The sequence below is a fragment of the Streptomyces sp. NPDC046939 genome, assembly GCF_040644575.1.
Classification (GTDB): Bacteria; Actinomycetota; Actinomycetes; order Streptomycetales; family Streptomycetaceae; genus Streptomyces.
The window spans coordinates 31,126-50,287 of the sequence record NZ_JBEYWV010000021.1 but is presented as its reverse complement, the minus strand read 5'-3'; the positions used below and the strand labels follow the sequence as shown (position 1 = coordinate 50,287).

Genomic DNA, 19,162 nt, shown 5'->3' with positions numbered 1-19,162 from the left:
GTCCGGGGCCGCCGCGCCGCACGGCCCCCGCTCAGACGGCGGACGACCGCGTCAGCCCGAGCAGATCCCTGGCGGGCCCGACCGGAAGATGCCCCGAGGACCACACGGCCCGCAGATCCCGCGCCAGCCGCACCCCTTCGAGCGGAACCCGGACGAGCCGCCGAGCGGAGAGCTCCTCCCCCACCGCCAGCTCACTGAGCACGGACGGCCCGGCCCCGCTGACGGCGGCCGCCTTCACCGCGGTGGTCGAGGACAGCTCGATGAGCGGCCGGGCCAGCCCGCCGAGCGCGGCGTCGAGCACCTGCCGCGTCCCGGACCCCTCCTCCCGCAGGATGAGCGGCGTCGCGGCCAGCTCCTCCGCCGTGAGCGGCCGGCGCCGCCGGGCCCAGGGATGGCTGGGCGCGGCCACGACGATCAGGTGGTCATGCGCGATGACGGTGGCGTCGAGCCCCGCCGGAACCGACAGCCCCTCCACGAACCCGAGGTCCGCTTCGCCCGCGAGCAGCCGCTCGGCGACCGCCGCCGAGTTCCCGGCGAGCAGCGACACCGCCGTGTCGGGCCGTGCCGCCCGCAGCGCGATCAGCCAGCGCGGCAGCAGGTACTCGGCGATCGTCATGCTGGCGGCGACCCGCAGGCGCGAGTCCCGCCGGTCGCGCAGCGCCTGCGCCCCGGCGTCGAACTCCTCGGCCGCCTCCACGACGCGCCGCGCCCAGTCGGTGACCAGGGCGCCCGTCGCGGTGAGCCGGGACCCGCGCGGGGAACGGTCGACGAGGGCGAGGCCGAGCTGCCGCTCCATCGACCGGATGCGGCTGCTGGCGGCGGGCTGCGTGATGCCGAGCTCCCGCGCGGCGCCCCCGAGGCTGCCGAGCCGCGCCACGGCCAGCAGAAGCTCCAGAGCGCCGAGGTCGGGGACGCGGTGCGCGAGCATGCCCGGCGGCGGCTGCGTCGGCTCCGTGGACCCGCCGCGCCCCTTGCTGCTGCTCATAAAGGCAGCTTATGCCCTCATAGTGACAACGTCCCTGGTGGGGCCGGTACCCCCGCGCGACGGTGGACCTATGGTCACCGTCGCCCACCCCACCACCACCGCCCCGGCCATCCGCGCCGCCGCCGTCCGCCACCTGGGCCCGAACTGGTACGCCGCCGTCATGGGCACCGCCATCGTCGCGAACGCGGGCGCGACCCTGCCCCTGCGCGTCCCCGGCCTGCGGACGGCGTGCACGGCGGTCTGGGCGCTCTCCTTCGCGGCGCTCCTCGCCCTCCTGACCGCGCGGTCCCTGCACTGGACCCACCATCGCGACCAGGCGCGGGCGCACCTCCTGGACCCGGCGGCGGCCCCGTTCTACGGCTGCCTGTCGATGGCGCTGCTCGCGGTCGGTGGCGGCACGCTGCTCGTCGGGCAGGACTGGATCGGCCCCGGGGCGGCCCTGGCGATCGACACGGTGCTGTTCGTCGCGGGCACGCTGACCGGGCTGGCGGCGGCTGTGGCGGTCCCGTACCTGATGGTGGTGCGGCACCGCATCGAGCCGGGCCAGGCCTCACCCGTGTGGCTGCTCCCGGTGGTGGCGCCGATGGTGTCCGCGGCGCTCGGCCCCCTGCTCCTGCCCCACCTGCCGCCCGGCGCGTGGCAGCAGACCTTGCTCCTCGCCTGTTACGCGATGTTCGGCATGAGCCTGCTGGCGACGCTGGTGATGCTCCCCCTGATCTTCGCCCGCCTGGTGACGACGGGCCCGCTGCCCCTGGCCCTGACCCCGGCCCTCTTCCTGGTCCTCGGTCCGCTGGGCCAGTCCACGACGGCGGCGAACAAGTTCGCGGACGCGGCGGACGGCACCCTGCCCGCCCCCTACACCCACGGCTTCGAGGCGTTCGCGGTCCTGTACGGCGTACCGGTGACGGGCTTCGCCCTGCTGTGGCTGGCGCTGGCAGCGGCCTTGGTGGCGCGGGCGCGCCGCGGCGGCATGCGCTTCTCGATGACGTGGTGGGCGTTCACGTTCCCGGTCGGCACCTGCGTGACAGGAGCGGAGGGCCTGGCCACCCACACGGGCCTGCCGGTCTTCGACGTACTCGCCGTCGCGCTCTACGGGGTCCTGGTGGCGGCCTGGGCGGTGGCGGCGCTGCACACGGTACGAGGCGTGCTGAACGGCAGCCTGCTCGCGCCGCCCGCACCGGTACGGGCCTGACTCAGCGCCCGTACGCGACGCGCAGGCCGTCGGAGAGCACCCGCGCCGCCTCCCCGAGCGAAGGCCCGTACCAGGTGAGGTGGCGCCCGCTGACGAGCGCGGCCGGGGCGTCGAACGCCTCGGGCCCGTCATCGGCGGTGAACCGGTACGGCTCGTCGGGCAGCACCACGAGGTCCGCCCCGGCGGCCCGCAGCTCGTCGAGCGGAACCCGGGGATACCGCTCGGCGTGAGCGGCGTAGACGTTCTCGACGCCGAGCCTGGCGAGCAGGTCACCGGCGAAGGTGTCGCGCCCGAGCACCATCCAGGGCCGCCGCCAGATCGGCACGACGGCCCGCACCCGCCGCTCGTAGGGCACAGCCTCCGCCCAGGCGGTCTCGGCCTCGTCGAGCCAGCGCGGCCGCGAGGAGGCCCCGCAGGCGAGCAGAAGCCGCTCCAACTCCCGCCACGCGTCGGGCAGTTCCCGGACGACGGTGACGAGCACCTCGATCCCGGCGGCGCGCAGGGCGTCGAGGTCGGGTTCCCGGTTCTCCTCCTCGTTGGCGACGACGAGATCGGGCCGGAGCGCGACGATCGCGGCCACGTCCGGGTTCTTGGTGCCCCCGATCCGGGCCACGTCGAGCCCGGCGGGGTGCGTGCACCAGTCGGTGGCGCCGACCAGCGCACCCGGCAGCGTCACCGCGACGGCCTCCGTCAGCGACGGGACCAGGGACACGACACGCACGGCGGGCGGCTACTTCGGGCCGGGCTCGTCGACCGCGTCGATGTGCTCGGCGACCGCCACCACGAGGACCCGGGCCTCGGCGACGGTCGCGCGCCACCGGTGCCGTACGCCACCGGTGAGGTACAGCGTGTCGCCGCGCACGAGCCGGTAGGCGCGCCCCTCGGCCTCCACCTCGACGGCGCCCTCGGTGACGTGCATCAGGGCGTCGTTGCGGAGCTGGAACTCGCGGCCCGGATCGTGGTCGCCCACGAATTCCTGGGCGTGCATCTGGTGGTGCCCCCGCACGAGGGACCGTACGACGGGGTCCGTGCCGTCCTCAACGCTCGTGTCGTCCGCGCGCACGAGATCGACGGTGCGGGCGGGGTCGGCGGCGGCGAGGAGTTCGACGGCGGTGGTGCCGAGGGCGTCGGCGACCTTCTCCAGGGAGCGCCGGCTGGGCCTCGCCCGCTCGTTCTCCACCTGGCTGAGGAAGGGCACGGACAGGCCGCTGCGCTCGGCGACGGCGGAGAGCGTCAGCTCGAGCGTCCTGCGCCGACGCCGGACGGCCGCGCCCACGCGCAGTGACTCCTTGTGCTCGTCCATGGGTCCGCTCCCTCCCACCGCATTGCTCTGCTCGTTTGAATGCACCCTACGCATGTTCGTCCGAGGGTTTCATGCGAGCGCGGTAAGCGGTGGGTCACGATCAGGGCGTCCCGGGGTCACGGCACGCACGAGGGGTGGGTCCCCCCGCAGCCTCTGCTACGGCGGAACCCACCCCTTCGTTCACCCGCGGGCGGTCAGGAAGCGGTCATCCGCCTCTCGACGTCCTTGTGCGTCTCGAGCCACGCGGAGACGGCCTTCTCCTCCTGGCCCTGACCGCGCTTCTTGATCTCGGCCTCCAGGCTGCCCAGGTCGTCCTCGCTCATCCTGAAGTTCTTGAACCACTTCGTGAGCTGCGGGTACTTGCCGGGGAAGTCCTTGTTGGCGATGGTCCGGATCGTGTTGCCCTCACCGAACTTCTTCTTCGGATCGGCCAGCTTGGTGAGTGCGTACTCGCTGTACGCCCAGTGCGGTGACCAGAGCACGACGGCGACCGGCTTCTTCTTGGCGTACGCGCGCTTCAGCTCGGCCAGCATCGCGGGCGTGGAGCCGTCGACGACCTTGTACTCCTTGTCGAGGCCGTAGCCGGGGAGCACCTCCTTCTTGAGGAGGTTCATCTCGCCGGTGCCGGGCTCGATGCCGATGATCCGGCCGTCGAAGGTGTCGGCCTTGCCCTTGAGGTCGGCGAGGGACTTGACGTCCTTCACGTACGAGGGGACGGCGACCTCCAGGGAGGTCGGGCTGTACCAGCTCCCCAGGTCGACCAGCTTGTCCTTGCTCTTGTTCCAGTAGTTGCTCTGGGCGTACGGCAGCCAGGCGTCGAAGTTGACGTCGAGGTCACCGCTGGCGAGCCCGGTGTAGACCGGCCCCACGTCCATCTGCTTCAGGTTGAGCTTGTAGCCCTGCTTCTCCAGGACGTTCTTCCAGAGGTAGGTGACGGCGACGTCCTCGTCCCACGGGAACCACGCGACATTGACCGGGTCCTTGGAGTCGCTGCCGCTGCCCTTCTTCTCCACCGGGGCGAACGTGTCAACGGCGTCCGGGTTGGCCTTCAGCCACGCCTTGACGGCGTCCTGCTGCTTGCCCTTGCCCGCCTTGTTGATCTCGGCCTCAAGGCTGGTGAGCTGCTTCTCGCTCATCTTGAAGTCCTTGAGCCACTTGGCGACCTCGGGGTTCTCGTCACCGAAGCCCTTGCGGGCCAGCGAGTGGACACCGTCGCCCTTGCCCCAGACCCCCTTCGGGTCCTTGAGCTTCTTCAGCTTGTAGTCGTTGTACGCCCAGTGCGGCGACCAGAGCGGCACGACGATCGGCTTCTTCTTGGCGTACGCGCGCTTCAGCTCGGCCAGCATCGCCGGGGTGGAGCTGTCGACGACCTTGTACTCCTTGTCGAGGCCGTACGCCTTGAGCACCTTGCTCTTGAGCAGCGCGGTCTCACCGGCGCTCGCCTCGATACCGGTGATCTTCCCGCCGAACCGGGCGCCCTTGCCCTTGAGGTCGGCGAGGGAGTCGATGCCGTCCATGTAGGCGGGCACCGTCAGCTCCAGGGACGTCTCCTCGTACCAGGCGCCGAGGTCCTCCAGGTCCTTGCCGTACTTCTTCCAGTACTGCTCGTGCGTGGTCGGCAGCCAGGAGTCGGTCTCGAAGTCGACGCTGCCCTGGGCGAGCGAGGTGTAGAGGGGCCCGGCGTCGAACTGCTTGGCCTCGACCTCGAACCCACGCTGCTCCAGGATCTCCTTCCACAGATAGGTGGAAGCGACGCCCTCGTCCCACGGAATGTAACCAATGGTGAGCTTCTTGCCCTGCCCGACATTGGTCCCGTCGTCAGAGGCGCTGGTGGTGGAGGACCCACCGAAGATCCCCATGCCACCGGCGACGAGCGCGAGGACGACGACGCCCACGACGGCGACGACGGGCCGCGGCCGGTAGGACCAGATCTGCATGCCCTGCCTGGCGCGCAGCTTGGCGAGCGCACGGCGGCCGAGCGGGGAGACCTGCTGCCCGAGCGAGCTGGTCATACGGTCGAGGTAGATGGCCAGGATGACGATGGCGATGCCGGACTCGGCGCCCAGACCGACGTTGAGCTGGCCGATGGCCTCGTTGACGTCGGCACCGAGACCCTCGGTGCCGACCATGCCCGCGATGGCGGCCATGGACAGACCCAGCATGATGACCTGGTTGACACCGGCCATGATCGTCGGCAGCGCGAGCGGCAACTGCACCCGCAACAGGGTGTTGCCCGGCTTCGTACCGAACGCCTCGGCGGCCTCGACCAGCTCCTTGTCGACCTGGCGGATGCCCAGCTCGGTCATACGGACGCCCGGCGGCACCGCGAAGATGAGCGTGGCGACGATGCCGGCGGGAGCCCCGGACCCGAAGAACAGGATGGCCGGGATCAGATAGACCATCGCGGGCAGCGTCTGCATCAGGTCGAGCACGGGCCGGAACAGCCCGCTCACCCGGTTGGACCGGGCGGCCCAGATGCCGAGCGGCACACCGATGATCAGCGCGATGAGCGTGGAGACGAGCACCAGCGACAAGGTCTGCATGGCGTGGTCCCACAACTCGAGGTTGTCGATGAACCACAGACCGACGAAGGTCAGCACGGCCGCCAGGGTGCCGCGCAGCCAGAAGGCGATGACGGCGAAGATGCCGACGAGGAGCAGCGGCTCGGGCGCCTGGAGGACATCGGTGATGCCGGTGTAGACGCCGTCGAAGCAGGTCTTGAGGAAGTCGAAGAGCCAGGACATGTGGTTGAGCAGCCACTCGACCACGTCGTTGACCCAGTCACCGAAGGGAATCCTAGGCACCGGCGTTCACCTTCTCGACCGGACCGTCACCTTCGCCGCGCGGGGCGGCAACGGCGTCCCGCACCCCAGCGCTGTCACTGTTCTCGACGGACTTCATGGGCTCACCGAGCACGGCGAGCAGCCGCTCCCGGGGCACGACGCCCACCACGTCCCCGCCCTCGCCGATGACGGCGACGGGTATCTCACTGGTCGAGCAGGGCGTGAACAGCTCGATGATGGGTGTGTCCGCGGCGACCCGGGCCGGTGCGTCGGAAGCCCGGTACCCGTCCTGCGGGCCGGCCATGATGGCGCCCGCGGTCAGCACGCGCGACCGGTCGACGTCCTGCGTGAACGAAGCCACGTAGTCATCCGCCGGGGTGACCAGGATGTCCTCGGCGGTCCCGATCTGCACAATGCGCCCGTCGCGCATGACAGCGATACGGTCACCGAGCCGCATGGCCTCGTTCAGGTCATGGGTGATGAAGACAATGGTCTTCTTCAAGGTCTTCTGCAGATCGAGCAACTGATCCTGCATGTCGCGCCGGATCAGCGGGTCGAGCGCGCTGAACGACTCGTCCATCAGCAGCAGATCCGCGTCGGTCGCCAGCGCACGGGCCAGACCGACACGCTGCTGCATGCCGCCGGACAGCTCGTCGGGGAAGGACTTCTCCCACCCTTCGAGCCCCGCCAGACGCAGCGCCTCGGTGGCCCGCTTCTCGCGCTCCGCGCGTGCCACGCCCTGCACCTCGAGCCCGTAGGCCGCGTTCTCCAGGACGGAGCGGTGCGGGAAGAGGGCGAAGTGCTGGAAGACCATGCTGATCTTCTTGGACCGCACCTCGCGCAGCTCGCGCGGGGACAGTGCGGTGAGGTCGTCGCCGTCGAAGCGCACGTGTCCGGCCGTCGGCTCGAGGAGTCCGTTCAACATCCGCAGGAGGGTGGACTTACCGGATCCCGAAAGACCCATGACGACGAAGATCTGGCCGGGCTCGACCGTGAAGGACGCGTCGATCACGGCTGCCGTCGTACCGTCGGCGCGCAGTTCCTCACGGTCTGCTCCGCGGCGGAGTCTCTCCACCGCCTCATCGGGTCGTCTGCCGAACACCTTGTACAGGTCTTCGGCCTCAAGCCTGGACACATACACCTCTCGGGTCGAACCAAGACGGCCCGCCTCCCCCGCCGGCGGGCCGTGGTGCGGTACGGGGTCTGCCCGTGTCGTCCGGCTCGCCCATTCAATAGTTGAACGTGTGACCGGGTCCGCTCCGGGTCGGCGCCTGCCCGAACTTATGCACACCAAACAAAAAGGTGTCCCAGTTCACACACGGTAAGCAGAAATGGACTCACCCCACACGCACGGTCACTGTCAGTGCCGTACGGCATGATGCGCATCGTGACCCAGAAAACCCAGCGCTTGATGCTCCTGGACACCGCGTCCCTGTACTTCCGGGCCTACTTCGGGGTGCCGGACTCCGTGAAGGCCCCGGACGGCACCCCGGTGAACGCGGTGCGCGGGCTGCTCGACTTCATCACCCGCCTCGTCGGCGACCACCGCCCCACGGACCTGGTGGCGTGCATGGACGCGGACTGGCGCCCGCAGTGGCGCGTGGACCTCATCCCCTCCTACAAGGCGCACCGGGTGGCCGAGGAGAGGCCGTCCGGCACCCCGGACGAGGAGGAGGTCCCGGACACGCTCTCCCCGCAGGTGCCGATCATCGAGGCGGTCCTGGACGCGGTGGGCATCGCGCGCGTGGGCGTACCGGGTTACGAGGCGGACGACGTGATCGGCACGTACACCACACGGGCAACGATCCCGGTCGACATCGTCACGGGCGACAGAGACCTCTACCAGCTGATCAGCGACGAGAAGGAACGCCGCGTCCTGTACCCGCTCAAGGGAGTGGGAACTCTCCAGACGACGGACGAGACGTTCCTGCGCGAGAAGTACGGCGTGGACGGCCCCGGTTACGCGGACATGGCGACGCTGCGCGGCGACCCGAGCGACGGCCTGCCCGGGGTCCCCGGCATCGGCGAGAAGACAGCCGTCAAACTCCTCACCGAGTACGGCGACTTGGCCGGAATCATCGAAGCGGCGAACAACCCGACCTCCAAGCTCACCCCGACACAGCGCAAGCGCCTGACAGAGGCGAACGACTACCTGCGGGTGGCCCCGAAGGTAGTCAAGGTAGCCACGGACATCGCACTTCCCCCCACCCCCACCGCACTCCCACGACAACCGAAGGACCCCGAACTCCTCGACCACCTGGGGGCGCGCTGGGGCCTGGGCGGTTCTTTGCACCGCCTCCTCACCACCCTCTCCTGAAGTGCTAGCTTAGGTTTACCTAACCCACTTCGAGGGAGACCATCCATGGCCGAGCGTCCCGCACGCAAGCCCCGCAAGGTCCGCTCGGCGCAGGTCGTGCGCGCCGAGCGGCTGACACCGCACATGCAGCGAGTGGTACTGGGCGGCGAGGGCCTGGCGGACTTCCCGGACCTCGAACACACGGACCACTACGTCAAGTTGCTCTTCCCGCCCGCCGGAGCGGCCTACCCGGAACCGCTCGACATCGAGCGCATCCGCGAGGAACTGCCCCGCGAGCAGTGGCCCGTGACCCGCACCTACACGGTCCGCGCCTGGGACCCCACGGCCCGCGAACTGACCCTCGACTTCGTGATCCACGGCGACGAGGGCCTGGCCGGCCCGTGGGCGGCGAACGTACGACCCGGCGAGACGATCCACTTCATGGGCCCGGGCGGCGCCTACGCCCCCGACGCCGACGCGGACTGGCACCTCCTCGCCGGCGACGAGAGCGCGCTGCCCGCGGTGGCCGCGGCGCTGGAGGCGCTCCCCGACGATGCCAAGGCGCACGTCTTCCTCGAGATCGAGAACGCCGAGGAGGAGCAGAAGATCGACACCCAGGCGCAGATCACCTGGCTCCACCGCGAGGGCCGCCCGGTGGGCCAGGCCCTGATCAAGGCGGTCACCGAGCTCGACTTCCCCGACGGCAGGGTGCACGCCTTCGTCCACGGCGAGGCGGGCTTCGTGAAGGAACTCCGCCGCCACCTCCGCATCGACCGCCAGATCCCACGCGAGGACCTGTCCATCTCCGGTTACTGGCGACTCGGCCACAACGAGGACGGCTGGCAGGCCTCGAAGCGCGACTGGAACGCCCAGGTAGAGGCAGAACAGGAAACACCACAGCCCTGACGACACTCAGCCGCGTACGGGACGGGGGCGGGTCGGGGCATGTGCCGCGCGGGGCAGTGCGTGCGGCAGCAGAGCCGGGACCCCACCGGCGGGCAGGCGCGTACGAGACGGGAGGGGGCGGTCGGGGTATGTGCGCGCGCAGCACTCGCGCACGTGGTGAGAGCAGCCAACGCAACCGGCGATGCCAGCAAGATGGCGAGCACGGACATGCCCCGGGCGCCCCCGTACCCACCCCGACACCTGTCGGATCGAAAGGGAAAGCCGCCAAGACGGCCCCGGACGGCCACCCTCCCTTCCCTGCGTACGCTGACCCCGAGATGAGACACCGCAGGCGCACACCGCTCTCCCCGCTCCCCCAACGCAACGGCATCGACGCGGTCCGCGTACGACTGCCCCAAACAGCCGAGTGGGACACGGTGCGCAGCCACCTGCTCACCCGCCTGGCAGCCGCAGGCCCCGCCACCATCGACGCCCTGATCGAGAAGGGCGGAATCGTGACGGAGGACGGCACCCCGATCACGGCGACCACCCCCTTCAAGCCCGGCGCCCACATCTGGTTCCACAGGGAGATGCCCCCAGAACCCCCCGTCCCCTTCCCGCTCAAGACCATCTACCGCGACGCCCACATCCTCATCGCGGACAAGCCACACTTCCTGGCGACAACCCCCCGCGGCAGCCACGTCACGGAAACGGCCCTGGCCCGCCTCCGCAGAGAGACGGGCCTGGAGACCCTGAGCCCGGCCCACCGCCTGGACAGACTGACCGCGGGCCTCGTGCTGTTCGTCGTACGCCCCGAGGACAGAGGCAGATATCAGACCCTGTTCCGGGACCGAAAGGTGACAAAGGAGTACGAGGCGGTGGCGCGGCACGCACCGAACCACCGCACCCCCCGCACCCCCCTGACGATCCGCAGCAGGATCGAGAAACACAGAGGAACACTCACCGCCCAGGAGATCCCCCACAGCGAACCGAACGCGGAAACGACCATCACCCTGGCCTCCACCAAGGGCCCCCTCGCGCTCTACCGCCTCACTCCCCACACAGGCCGAACCCACCAGCTACGCGTCCACATGAACTCCCTCGGCACCCCGATCCTGGGCGACCCCCTCTACCCCCACATCACCGCCCCCACCGCCCCGGACGACTACCGCAGACCCCTCCAACTCCTGGCCCGCACCCTGGAGTTCAGGGATCCGCTGACGAACCAGGAGCACCGGTTCGTCAGCGACCGAACGCTGGGGGCCTGGGAGTCGTACGAGACCTGGGCTCAGTAACCGCGCCACCACCGAAGGAACCGCTGCCAGGCCCCGGCCCCACCGCGTTCGGCACCGTCGGGAGCCACCACCGGCGGAATCATGATCGGATCGGAGACAGGCGCGGCAGGAACAACCGGCTCACCCGCACCGGCGGACGACACCGACCACTCGGGCCGCGGCGGCGGCACCATGCTCGGCCGGGCGACGACATCCTGCTGCGCCCGGGGCGTGAACGACACGGGCAGTGACACGAGGTGCTGCGACAGGATGGTGGACCGCCACTGCAACTGGTCCTCGTCGACCGACAGTTCGGCATCGGGCAGCCGCATGAGGAACGCGTCGACCCCGATGTCGGCGATGGCGCGCCCGATGTCCTGCCCGGGGCACTCGTGGGGCCCGCCCCCGAAGGCGAGGTGCGACCGGTTGCCCTGCATGTGCTGGGTCGGATCGGGCCGCACGGCGGGATCGACGTTGCCGGGCGCGATGCCGAAGATGAGCGCGTCACCGGCGCGCACGTGCTGCCCACCGAGCTCGGTGTCGACCTTGGCGTAGTAGGCGACCATGGCGCTGAAGGGCGGCTCGTCCCAGAGGGACTGCTCGACGGCTTCGGGGACGGTCATCTGTCCGCCGTTGAGCTGGGCGCGGAAGCGCGGGTCGGTGAGTACGGTCCGCAGCACGTTGGCGATGAGGTTCGCGGTCGCCTCGTACGCGGCGATGAGGACGAGCCGCAGGTTCTGGCCGACCTCGTCGTCGCTGAGGGCGGCGGGCGCGGTGACGAGGCGGCTGATGAAGTCGTCCTCGGGGGCGGCCCGGCGGCGGAGGGTGAGCTCCATGAGGATGCCCATGATGTATTCGTTGCTGGCGATGGCCGTCTCGGTGCCCTTGATCATGTCGCGGGCGGCCTGGACGAACCGCTCGCTGTAGGCCTCGGAGGCGCCGAAGACGTCGAGCATGGCCATCATCGGCAGATGCTCGGCGTACTCGCTGACGATGTCGCAGGAGCCGCGCTCGCAGAACCGGTTGATGATCTCCTGGCAGGCCTTGTTGATGGCGCGGCGCAGGCTGCGGTGGTCGATGATCTCCAGGGCGTAGGTGACGGCGCCGCGCAGCCGCAGATGCTCGGCGCCCTCGGCCATGGAGCAGATGGGCTGCCAGCTGAAGACGGGTGCGAGGGGGTGGGTGGGTTTGACGGTGCCGTTCTTCAGGGCGGTCCAGTTGCGGGCGTCCCGGTTGTACTGGGAGGTGGTGCGGACCATGTGCAGGTTCTCGCTGTGCCCGAGGACGGCCCAGACGCGCACGTCGTCGTGGATGAGCGCGGGGGCGACGGAGCCGTGTTCGGCGCGGAGCTTCTCGTAGACGGCGGGCAGATCGGCCTCGGCCTCGGGCCCGTAGAGCCGACGGGCCCCGTCAGGCCCGAGGGCGTGGGCGGGACAGCCAGGCGGCGGCCCGCCCAGGGGATCCTGCAACGGATCGAACCCGAAGGAGCCCTGCGCGGAGGAGGAGGAAGACGGAGAGGAAGAGGGAGACGTCACAGTGATCGCTCCGGTCGAATGACGAACGACGGGTGGGCAAGGGGCAAAGCCCCGAGCCGAGGAAAACGTCGCGGGGCGGGGGCGGAGTCGGAGGCAGAACGGAGTGGGAACCGGGGACGGAGGCGGGACGGAGGCGGAGTCGGGACAGAGTCGGAGGCGAAGACGGGACGGAGTCGGAGGCGAAGTCGGCGGCGGGACGAGGTCAGAGGGGAAGTCGGAGCCAACGGCGGAGTCGGAGGCGGGAACGGAGCCGGGACGGAGCCGGGACGGAGCCGGGACGGATGCGAGGACGGAGTCGGAACCGGGACGGAGTCGGAGCCGGGACGGAGTCGGAGCCGGGACGGAGTCAGAGGCGGGACGGCGTCGGAGCCGGGGACGGAGTCAGAGCCGGAGTCGGAGGCGAAGTCAAAGCCAGCGGCGAAGTCGGAGGCAAGAACAGAGTCGGAGTCGGGACGGAGTCGGAGGCGGCGGTGGGACGGAGTCGGCGGCGAAGTCGGAGCCAACGGCGGAGTCGGACCCGGGAGGGAGTCGGAGGCGAGGACGGAGTCGGGGCCGGCGGCGGAGTCGGAGCTAGCGGCGGCGGAGTCAGAGTCGGAGCCGGCAGCGGAGTCACAGCCAGCGGCGGACAGGATCAGACCCGTTGCAGCGCCATCTCGTGCAGATACCGCATGAGGGTCAGAAGAACGTCACGACTGGACGCCCGCCGCCGCGCATCGCATTCGATGATCGGTACGTGCGGATCGAGGTCGAGGGCGACGCGCAGCTCGTCGACGGGGTAGTTGGGCCCGTCGGGGAACGCGTTGTTGGCGATGACGAAGGGAACGCCGCGCTCCTCGAGCCGCCCGATGACATCGAAGCTGACTTCGAGACGCCGGGTGTCGATAAGGACGACGGCGCCGAGCGCGCCCTCGAACAGCCCGTTCCACAGGAACCAGAACCGCTCCTGGCCGGGGGTGCCGAAGAGGTAGAGGACAAGCTCCTCGGTGATGCTGATCCGGCCGAAGTCCATGGCCACGGTGGTCGCGGTCTTCGACTCGGAACCGTAGTTGTCGTCGACGCCGATCCCGGCCTGCGTCATGGTCTCTTCGGTGGTGAGCGGGCGGATCTCGCTGACGGAGCCGACCATGGTGGTCTTGCCGACGCCGAACCCGCCCACGATGACGATCTTCACGGCGGAGGTGACGGTGTCGGGCATCCGGTCCTCGGCGCGCGGGCCGGGGATGTGCAGGCCCCCGGTGGTCAGGTCCGCCGCGCCGACGGGGTCAGAGCTTCTGTAGTCCATGCATCACCGCTTCGAGGAGGGAACGGTCCGCGACGTTGCTCCGGATGACCGGGGCGCGGGAGTGGACCAGTTCGGCCGCGAGGAGCTCACCGAGCAACACGGTGACCACGCTGAAGGGCAGATTGAGGTAGGCCGAGATCTCGGCCGTGGACAGCGGCGTCCGGCACATGCGCAGGACGGCCGTCTGTTCGGGGGGCGCGGTGGCGGGCGGGTCGGCGCGCGCCACGATGAGGGTGACGAGGTCGAGCGTCGCCCGGTCGGTGCCGTCGGTACCGCCGGTGATCACGTAGAGCCGCTCGGGGTCCCTGGCGTCCTTGGGCCCTTTGGGGTCCCTGGGGCCGCGCGAGGGGTCCTCGGTGTCCTTGGCGAACCGGCGCTCGCGTTTGGGCGGCGGTCCTTCGTCGCGGAAGGGGGGTTCCAGGGAGCGCGGAGTCATACCGTCTGGCCGTTGCGTCGGGGCGGGCTGGTGAGGTGGGCGCCGATGCGGATGACGAGGTCGCGCATCTGGTGGCTGACGAGGCCGGCGTCGACGTAGGGGTCGGCGAGGACGGCGAGGTAGGCGCCCTTGCCCGCGGCCATGAGGTAGAAGAAGCCGCCGTCGACCTCGATGATGACCATGTTCATCTTGCCGTTGCTCTCCGGGATCTCGGAGGCGACGGCGGAGGCGAGGGACTGCAGGCCCGCGCAGGCGGCTGCGATGCGGTCGGCGCCGTCGGGGTCGCCGCCGTGGCGGGCGATGCGCAGGCCGTCCGCGGAGAGCACCACGACCTGGCGCACGTTGGGCACGCCGTCGGCGAGCTCCTTGAGCATCCAGTCGAAGTTGGCGCGTTGCTGGATCACTGGTGGTCTCCCTCGTCGACCTGCTGGGTGTGCGCGTCGGGTGTACCGGGCGCGCCGGGCGCGCCAGGTTCATCGGGTTTGAGCCCGTTCATGAACGCCTCGACCCAGAGCCCGGGTTCGGGCTGCGGCCGCTCGTCGGCGTCCGGCTCCGGGTACGCGCCGGACGGCCCGGCGGCGCCCGGGTGGTGGTGGTCGGAGGCGGGGGCGGGCCCGGAGAGGTCCGGGTGGCGCGGGGTCACGATGATCTGCGCGTCGACGATCTTCGTGTCGACCTTCCTGCGGCGCTGCGGGAGCCCGTTGGGACGCCATTCGGTGACCACGGGTACGTCGTCCTCCATCGCGGGCACGACGGGGGCGGAGTGACGCGGTCCCGTCGTGGGGCGCCGCGTCTTCTTCAGCCGCGGCTCTTCCTTGATCGGTACGCCGTTGTGGTCGACGCGCGGTACGGCGGAGGCGCCGATGCCGTGCGCGAGGCCGGGCGCGGGACCGGTGCTCATCATGTCGCGCGGGACGACGAGGACGGCCCGGACGCCGCCGTAGGCGGACTGGCGCAGGGAGATGTCCATGTTGTACATCGCGCAGAGCCGGCCGACGATGGCGAGGCCGAGGCGCGGGTTCTCGCCGAGGTCGTTGAGGTCGATGCCCTGCTTGGCCCGGTCGAGCATGCGCTCGGCCTTGAGGCGCTGCTCCTCGCTGAGGCTGACGCCGCCGTCCTCGATCTCGATGGCGATGCCGGTCTGCACCTCGACGGCGGTGACGTGCACCTTGGTCTGCGGCGGCGAGTAGCGGGTGGCGTTGTCGAGGAGTTCGGCGCAGGCGTGGATGAGGGGTTCGACGGAGACGCCTCTGATGGCCACGTCGCAGATGGCGTGCAGGTCGATGCGCGGGTATTCGAGGATGCGGGACATGGCGCCGCGCAGCACGCTGTAGAGGCGGACGGGCTGGGGCCACTGGCGGCCGGGGCGGGCGTTGCCGAGGACGGTGACGGAGTCGGCGAGGCGGCCGATCAGGGCGGTGCCGTGGTCGATGCGCAGGAGGTCGTCGAAGACCTCGGGGTTGCGGCCGTGGTCCTCCTCCATCTCGCGGAGTTCCTGGGCCTGCTTGTGGACGATGGCCTGGACGCGGCGGGCGATGGAGACGAAGGCGCGCTGTGCGGCGTCGCGCATCGACTCCTCGAGGTCGATCTCCTTGAGGGCCATGCGCAGCAGTTCGCGTTCGCCCGCGGTGGCGTCCCGGAAGGCGGGGTCGGAGTCGCAGGTGTTGCGGACGGCGTCCTTGGCGTTGTCGCCGGTGTGCATGCGGTACAGGGCGGCCGGCAGGGCTTCCTTGGCGATGCGCAGCGTGCGCCGCTCCTTGGCCTCGAGCTGTGCCTCCAGGTCGGCTACGTGGCGCGTGTACTGGGCGCGCACTCCTTTGAGGAGGCGGCCGCGCCGGACGGTCTCGGCCGCGACGGCGATGACCAGGAGCGTGCCGAGCGTGCCGCACAGGGCGACGGCGAGGCGGGCGGGCTGCGTGACCAGGCCGACGGCCGCTCCCGTGGCGGCGGCCATGACCATGGCGGGGAGCAGGAGCACGCGTGTGTAGGGGATGTCTTGGCCACCGGGAGGCGATTGAACACTCACCATGTATGCCCTCTGAACAGTCGGATCGGGGAAATGACGCGGAAGTGGGGGTGTGTTCCAGGGGATCTGGGAATGATCCGCGCATAGGGGAACAAACGCCCGAATACATCTCAACTCGGTGCGCTGCGGGCGAGCTTAGTCCGACCGGATCAACGCTAAGTCATATTCAGCAAGCCTCTGCACCGACGCCCGCGGCGGGCATACACTCGCTCCCATTTGCACGCTGGGCATCGATTCGCACACATGGAGTAAGGGCGTCCCGTAGCCGAACGCGCGTACCTCCGGGCGTGCGAAAGGGCCCGGGACACAGGGTCCCGGGCCCTTTTCCGACCGGCCTGTCGGAGCCTCAGCCGACGGACGAGTAGGCCACGACTCCCCGCAACAGTCCGTCCACCGCCTTGCGCGCATTGCGCGCCACGGTCGACGACCCGTCGCTCGGAGCCGCCGCGGCGATCTGCCCGAGCACGTCGATGACCTGCTTGCACCAGCGGACGAAGTCACCGGCCGGCATCTCCGCCTCGCGCAGCACCTCGTCGAGCCCCTTGCCGGAGGCCCACTGGTACGCGGCCCAGGCGAAGCCGAGATCGGGCTCGCGCTGCCCGACGCCCTCGGCCTGGTTGATCCGGAACTCCTCCTCCAGGGCGTCGAGCCGCCCCCAGATCCGCACCATCTCGCCGAGCGCGGCCTTCGCCTTGCCGGAGGGCACCTTGGGCGCGAGCGCGTCGTCGGAGACCCGCGCCTCGAACACCAACGCCGAGACGCACGCGGCGAGTTCGGCCGGGTTCAGGCCCTCCCAGACGCCGTCGCGCAGGCACTCGCTCGCGAGCAGGTCCAACTCGCCGTAGAGCCGCGCGAGCCGCTTGCCGTGCTCGGTGACCTCGTCGCCGCGCAGGTAGTCCATCTCGGTGAGCAGCTTCACGATGCGGTCGAAGGTGCGGGCGATGGTGTTGGTCCGGCCCTCGATGCGCCGCTCCAGCTGTGCGGTGTCGCGGCGCAGCCGGTGGTAGCGCTCGGCCCAGCGCGCGTGGTCCTCGCGGTCGGCGCAGCCGTGGCAGGGGTGGGCCCGCAACTCGGCGCGCAGCCGGGAGATCTGGCGGTCGTCGGCGGCCGGGGCGCGGCCCTTCCGGTGCCGCTCGGGCACGATGTGCCCGGCCTTGGTGCGCAGCGCGGAGGCCAGGTCGCGCCGGGACTGCGGCGAGCGCGCGTTGAACGACTTCGGGATGCGCATGCGCTCAAGCACCTCGACGGGTACCGGGAAGTCGATCGAGGCGAGCCGCTTGACCTGCCGCTCGGCGGTGAGCACCAGCGGGCGCGGCCCGTCGTGGTGCTCGAAGCCGCGGTGCCCGTTCGACCGCCCGGCGGGAAGCCCGGGGTCGAGGACGAGGGCGAGGCCCGCGAACTTGCCCGTCGGCACGTGGATGACGTCGCCCGGCTTGAGCTTCTCCAGGGCGGCCGCCGCCTGCGCGCGGCGCTGGGCCGCGCCCTGCTTGGCCAGCTCGGTCTCGCGGTCCTTGAGTTCGCGGCGCAGCCGCGCGTACTCGTCGAAGTCGCCGAGGTGGCAGGTCATGGACTCCTTGTAACCCTCGAGACCCTCCTCGTTGCGCTGCACCTGGCGGGAGATGCCGACCACCGACTTGTCGGCCTGGAACTGCGCGAACGACGTCTCCAGAAGCTCGCGCGAGCGGTGCCGGCCGAACTGCTCGACCAGGTTCACCGCCATGTTGTACGACGGCTTGAAGCTGGACTTCAGCGGATACGTGCGGGTGCCCGCGAGCCCGGCGAGGTGCTCGGGGCTGAAGCCGCGCTGCCACAGGACGACGGCGTGGCCCTCGACGTCGATGCCGCGCCGCCCCGCGCGCCCGGTCAACTGCGTGTACTCACCGGGCGTGATGTCGGCGTGCTGCTCGCCGTTCCACTTCACCAGCTTTTCGAGGACCACCGAGCGGGCGGGCATGTTGATGCCGAGCGCGAGCGTCTCCGTGGCGAAGACGGCCTTCACCAGGCCGCGTACGAACAGCTCCTCGACGACCTCCTTGAAGGTCGGCAGCATGCCCGCGTGGTGGGCGGCGATGCCGCGCTCCAGCCCTTCCAGCCACTCGTAGTAGCCGAGGACGTGCAGGTCCTCGTCGGGGATCGCGGCCGTGCGCGCCTCGACGATCTCGCGGACCTCGGCCCGCGCCTCCTCGTCGTTCAGCCGCAACCCCGCGAACAGGCACTGCTGGACCGCGGCCTCGCAGGCGGCGCGGCTGAAGATGAAGGTGATGGCGGGCAGCAGCCCCGCCGCGTCGAGCCGGTCGATGACCTCCGGGCGGCCCGGCGTCCAGATCCGGGAGCGCTGGCGCCGCTCGCGCTCGCGGTCGGCCTCGCGCATGGCGCGCCCGCGCCGCCGGTCCTGGTAGGAGGGGCGGCTGGCCTCCATCCGCGCCATCCGCGTGAGGTCGGGGTTGACCGCCTTCTTGCTGCCCTCGCCCTCCTCGAAGAGGTCGTACATCCGGCGCCCGGCGAGCACGTGCTGGAACAGCGGCACCGGCCGGTGCTCGGAGACGATCACCTCGGTGTCGCCGCGCACGGTGTCGAGCCAGTCGCCGAACTCCTCCGCGTTCGACACCGTCGCCGACAGGGAGACGAGCGTCACGGACTCCTGGAGGTGGATGATCACCTCTTCCCAGACGGCGCCGCGGAAGCGGTCGGAGAGGTAGTGCACCTCGTCCATGACCACATAGCCGAGGTTGACCAGGGACTGGGAGCCCGCGTACAGCATGTTGCGCAGCACCTCGGTGGTCATCACGACCACGGGCGCGTCACTGTTCACGCTGTTGTCGCCGGTGAGCAGGCCGACCTTGTCGGCGCCGTAGCGCTTGGCGAGGTCCTGGTACTTCTGGTTCGACAGCGCCTTGATGGGCGTCGTGTAGAAGCACTTCTTGCCCTGCTGCAGGGCGAGGTGGACGGCGAACTCGCCGACGATCGTCTTGCCCGAGCCGGTGGGTGCGGCGACCAGGACGCCCTTGCCCGCCTCGAGCGCCTGGCAGGCCTCGATCTGGAAGGGGTCGAGGCCGAAGTCGTACATCTCGCGGAAGGATGCGAGCGCGGTGGCCTGCTCGGCGGCCCGTCGACGGGCTGCCGCATACCGCTCGGCCGGTGAGAGGTCCTCTGTCATCGTGCTTT

At 70.4% G+C, this 19,162-nt stretch carries 15 protein-coding genes; 4 read left to right on the top strand and 11 right to left on the bottom strand.

The window, feature by feature from the left end:
* Window positions 1-31: 31 nt before the first annotated feature.
* Window positions 32-985: a LysR family transcriptional regulator gene (locus ABZ877_RS23025; RefSeq protein WP_361074164.1), complete on the bottom strand. Its 954-nt coding sequence runs from the start codon at window positions 983-985 to the stop codon at window positions 32-34.
* 70 nt (window positions 986-1,055) lie between these two features.
* On the opposite strand from ABZ877_RS23025, the gene ABZ877_RS23020 reads away from it, so the two are divergent.
* The gene (locus ABZ877_RS23020) at window positions 1,056-2,177 is read left to right on the top strand and encodes a TDT family transporter (protein ID WP_361074162.1); all 1,122 of its coding nucleotides are present in this window, start codon (window positions 1,056-1,058) and stop codon (window positions 2,175-2,177) included.
* A 1-nt stretch (window position 2,178) separates the two neighbouring features.
* On the opposite strand, the gene ABZ877_RS23015 is transcribed toward ABZ877_RS23020, so the two are convergent.
* From ABZ877_RS23015 to ABZ877_RS23000, 4 genes are all read right to left on the bottom strand, one after another.
* Window positions 2,179-2,898, bottom strand: a complete 720-nt coding sequence (locus ABZ877_RS23015; RefSeq protein WP_361074160.1) for a helical backbone metal receptor — start codon at window positions 2,896-2,898, stop codon at window positions 2,179-2,181.
* A gap of 9 nt (window positions 2,899-2,907) precedes the next feature.
* Window positions 2,908-3,480, bottom strand: a complete 573-nt coding sequence (locus ABZ877_RS23010) for an XRE family transcriptional regulator (protein ID WP_361074158.1) — start codon at window positions 3,478-3,480, stop codon at window positions 2,908-2,910.
* Between the two features lie 194 nt (window positions 3,481-3,674).
* Complete coding sequence (locus ABZ877_RS23005; protein WP_361074156.1) at window positions 3,675-6,284, bottom strand: ABC transporter permease/substrate binding protein; 2,610 nt, start codon at window positions 6,282-6,284, stop codon at window positions 3,675-3,677.
* Window positions 6,277-7,398 (bottom strand): glycine betaine/L-proline ABC transporter ATP-binding protein, encoded by a 1,122-nt coding sequence (locus tag ABZ877_RS23000; protein WP_361074154.1) that lies wholly within the window; start codon window positions 7,396-7,398, stop codon window positions 6,277-6,279. Before ABZ877_RS23000 ends, ABZ877_RS23005 begins: the two co-directional genes overlap by 8 nt.
* A 243-nt stretch (window positions 7,399-7,641) precedes the next feature.
* Here ABZ877_RS23000 and ABZ877_RS22995 point away from each other — a divergent pair, with 243 nt between their 5' ends.
* The 3 genes from ABZ877_RS22995 to ABZ877_RS22985 all read left to right on the top strand — a co-directional run bounded on the left by ABZ877_RS22995 (window position 7,642) and on the right by ABZ877_RS22985 (window position 10,739).
* The gene (locus tag ABZ877_RS22995) at window positions 7,642-8,580 is read left to right on the top strand and encodes a 5'-3' exonuclease (protein WP_361074365.1); all 939 of its coding nucleotides are present in this window, start codon (window positions 7,642-7,644) and stop codon (window positions 8,578-8,580) included.
* A gap of 45 nt (window positions 8,581-8,625) precedes the next feature.
* Complete coding sequence (locus ABZ877_RS22990; RefSeq protein ID WP_361074152.1) at window positions 8,626-9,465, top strand: siderophore-interacting protein; 840 nt, start codon at window positions 8,626-8,628, stop codon at window positions 9,463-9,465.
* Between the two features lie 317 nt (window positions 9,466-9,782).
* Window positions 9,783-10,739, top strand: a complete 957-nt coding sequence (locus ABZ877_RS22985; RefSeq protein ID WP_361074150.1) for a pseudouridine synthase — start codon at window positions 9,783-9,785, stop codon at window positions 10,737-10,739.
* Here ABZ877_RS22985 and ABZ877_RS22980 read toward each other — a convergent pair.
* The 6 genes from ABZ877_RS22980 to ABZ877_RS22955 form a co-directional block, all read right to left on the bottom strand.
* The gene (locus tag ABZ877_RS22980) at window positions 10,733-12,175 is read right to left on the bottom strand and encodes a cytochrome P450 (RefSeq protein WP_361074363.1); all 1,443 of its coding nucleotides are present in this window, start codon (window positions 12,173-12,175) and stop codon (window positions 10,733-10,735) included. The two genes, ABZ877_RS22985 and ABZ877_RS22980, sit on opposite strands and share 7 nt — an antisense overlap.
* 709 nt (window positions 12,176-12,884) lie before the next feature.
* The gene (locus tag ABZ877_RS22975; RefSeq protein WP_361074361.1) at window positions 12,885-13,448 is read right to left on the bottom strand and encodes an ATP/GTP-binding protein; all 564 of its coding nucleotides are present in this window, start codon (window positions 13,446-13,448) and stop codon (window positions 12,885-12,887) included.
* 67 nt (window positions 13,449-13,515) lie between these two features.
* Window positions 13,516-13,971: a DUF742 domain-containing protein gene (locus ABZ877_RS22970; protein ID WP_361074148.1), complete on the bottom strand. Its 456-nt coding sequence runs from the start codon at window positions 13,969-13,971 to the stop codon at window positions 13,516-13,518.
* Window positions 13,968-14,375 carry a roadblock/LC7 domain-containing protein gene (locus ABZ877_RS22965; RefSeq protein ID WP_361074147.1) on the bottom strand — a complete coding sequence of 136 codons (408 nt, stop codon included), beginning with the start codon at window positions 14,373-14,375 and terminating at the stop codon, window positions 13,968-13,970. Before ABZ877_RS22965 ends, ABZ877_RS22970 begins: the two co-directional genes overlap by 4 nt.
* Entirely contained in the window at window positions 14,372-16,000 is a 1,629-nt protein-coding gene (locus ABZ877_RS22960) for an ATP-binding protein (protein WP_361074145.1), read from the bottom strand. Before ABZ877_RS22960 ends, ABZ877_RS22965 begins: the two co-directional genes overlap by 4 nt.
* A 343-nt stretch (window positions 16,001-16,343) precedes the next feature.
* Window positions 16,344-19,154: a DEAD/DEAH box helicase gene (locus ABZ877_RS22955; RefSeq protein WP_361074144.1), complete on the bottom strand. Its 2,811-nt coding sequence runs from the start codon at window positions 19,152-19,154 to the stop codon at window positions 16,344-16,346.
* Window positions 19,155-19,162 lie beyond the last annotated feature (8 nt).

Excerpts from the sequence above, each read along its gene's own strand:
- ABZ877_RS22960 (WP_361074145.1), bottom strand. The coding sequence starts at position 16,000 with ATGGTGAGTGTTCAATCGCCTCCCGGTGGCCAAGACATCCCCTACACA.
- ABZ877_RS23025 (WP_361074164.1), bottom strand. The coding sequence starts at position 985 with ATGAGCAGCAGCAAGGGGCGCGGCGGGTCCACGGAGCCGACGCAGCCG.
- ABZ877_RS22955 (WP_361074144.1), bottom strand. The coding sequence starts at position 19,154 with ATGACAGAGGACCTCTCACCGGCCGAGCGGTATGCGGCAGCCCGTCGA.
- ABZ877_RS22990 (WP_361074152.1), top strand. The coding sequence starts at position 8,626 with ATGGCCGAGCGTCCCGCACGCAAGCCCCGCAAGGTCCGCTCGGCGCAG.
- ABZ877_RS23020 (WP_361074162.1), top strand. The coding sequence starts at position 1,056 with ATGGTCACCGTCGCCCACCCCACCACCACCGCCCCGGCCATCCGCGCC.
- ABZ877_RS22975 (WP_361074361.1), bottom strand. The coding sequence starts at position 13,448 with ATGCCCGACACCGTCACCTCCGCCGTGAAGATCGTCATCGTGGGCGGG.
- ABZ877_RS22985 (WP_361074150.1), top strand. The coding sequence starts at position 9,783 with ATGAGACACCGCAGGCGCACACCGCTCTCCCCGCTCCCCCAACGCAAC.
- ABZ877_RS22995 (WP_361074365.1), top strand. The coding sequence starts at position 7,642 with ATGCGCATCGTGACCCAGAAAACCCAGCGCTTGATGCTCCTGGACACC.
- ABZ877_RS23010 (WP_361074158.1), bottom strand. The coding sequence starts at position 3,480 with ATGGACGAGCACAAGGAGTCACTGCGCGTGGGCGCGGCCGTCCGGCGT.
- ABZ877_RS22970 (WP_361074148.1), bottom strand. The coding sequence starts at position 13,971 with ATGACTCCGCGCTCCCTGGAACCCCCCTTCCGCGACGAAGGACCGCCG.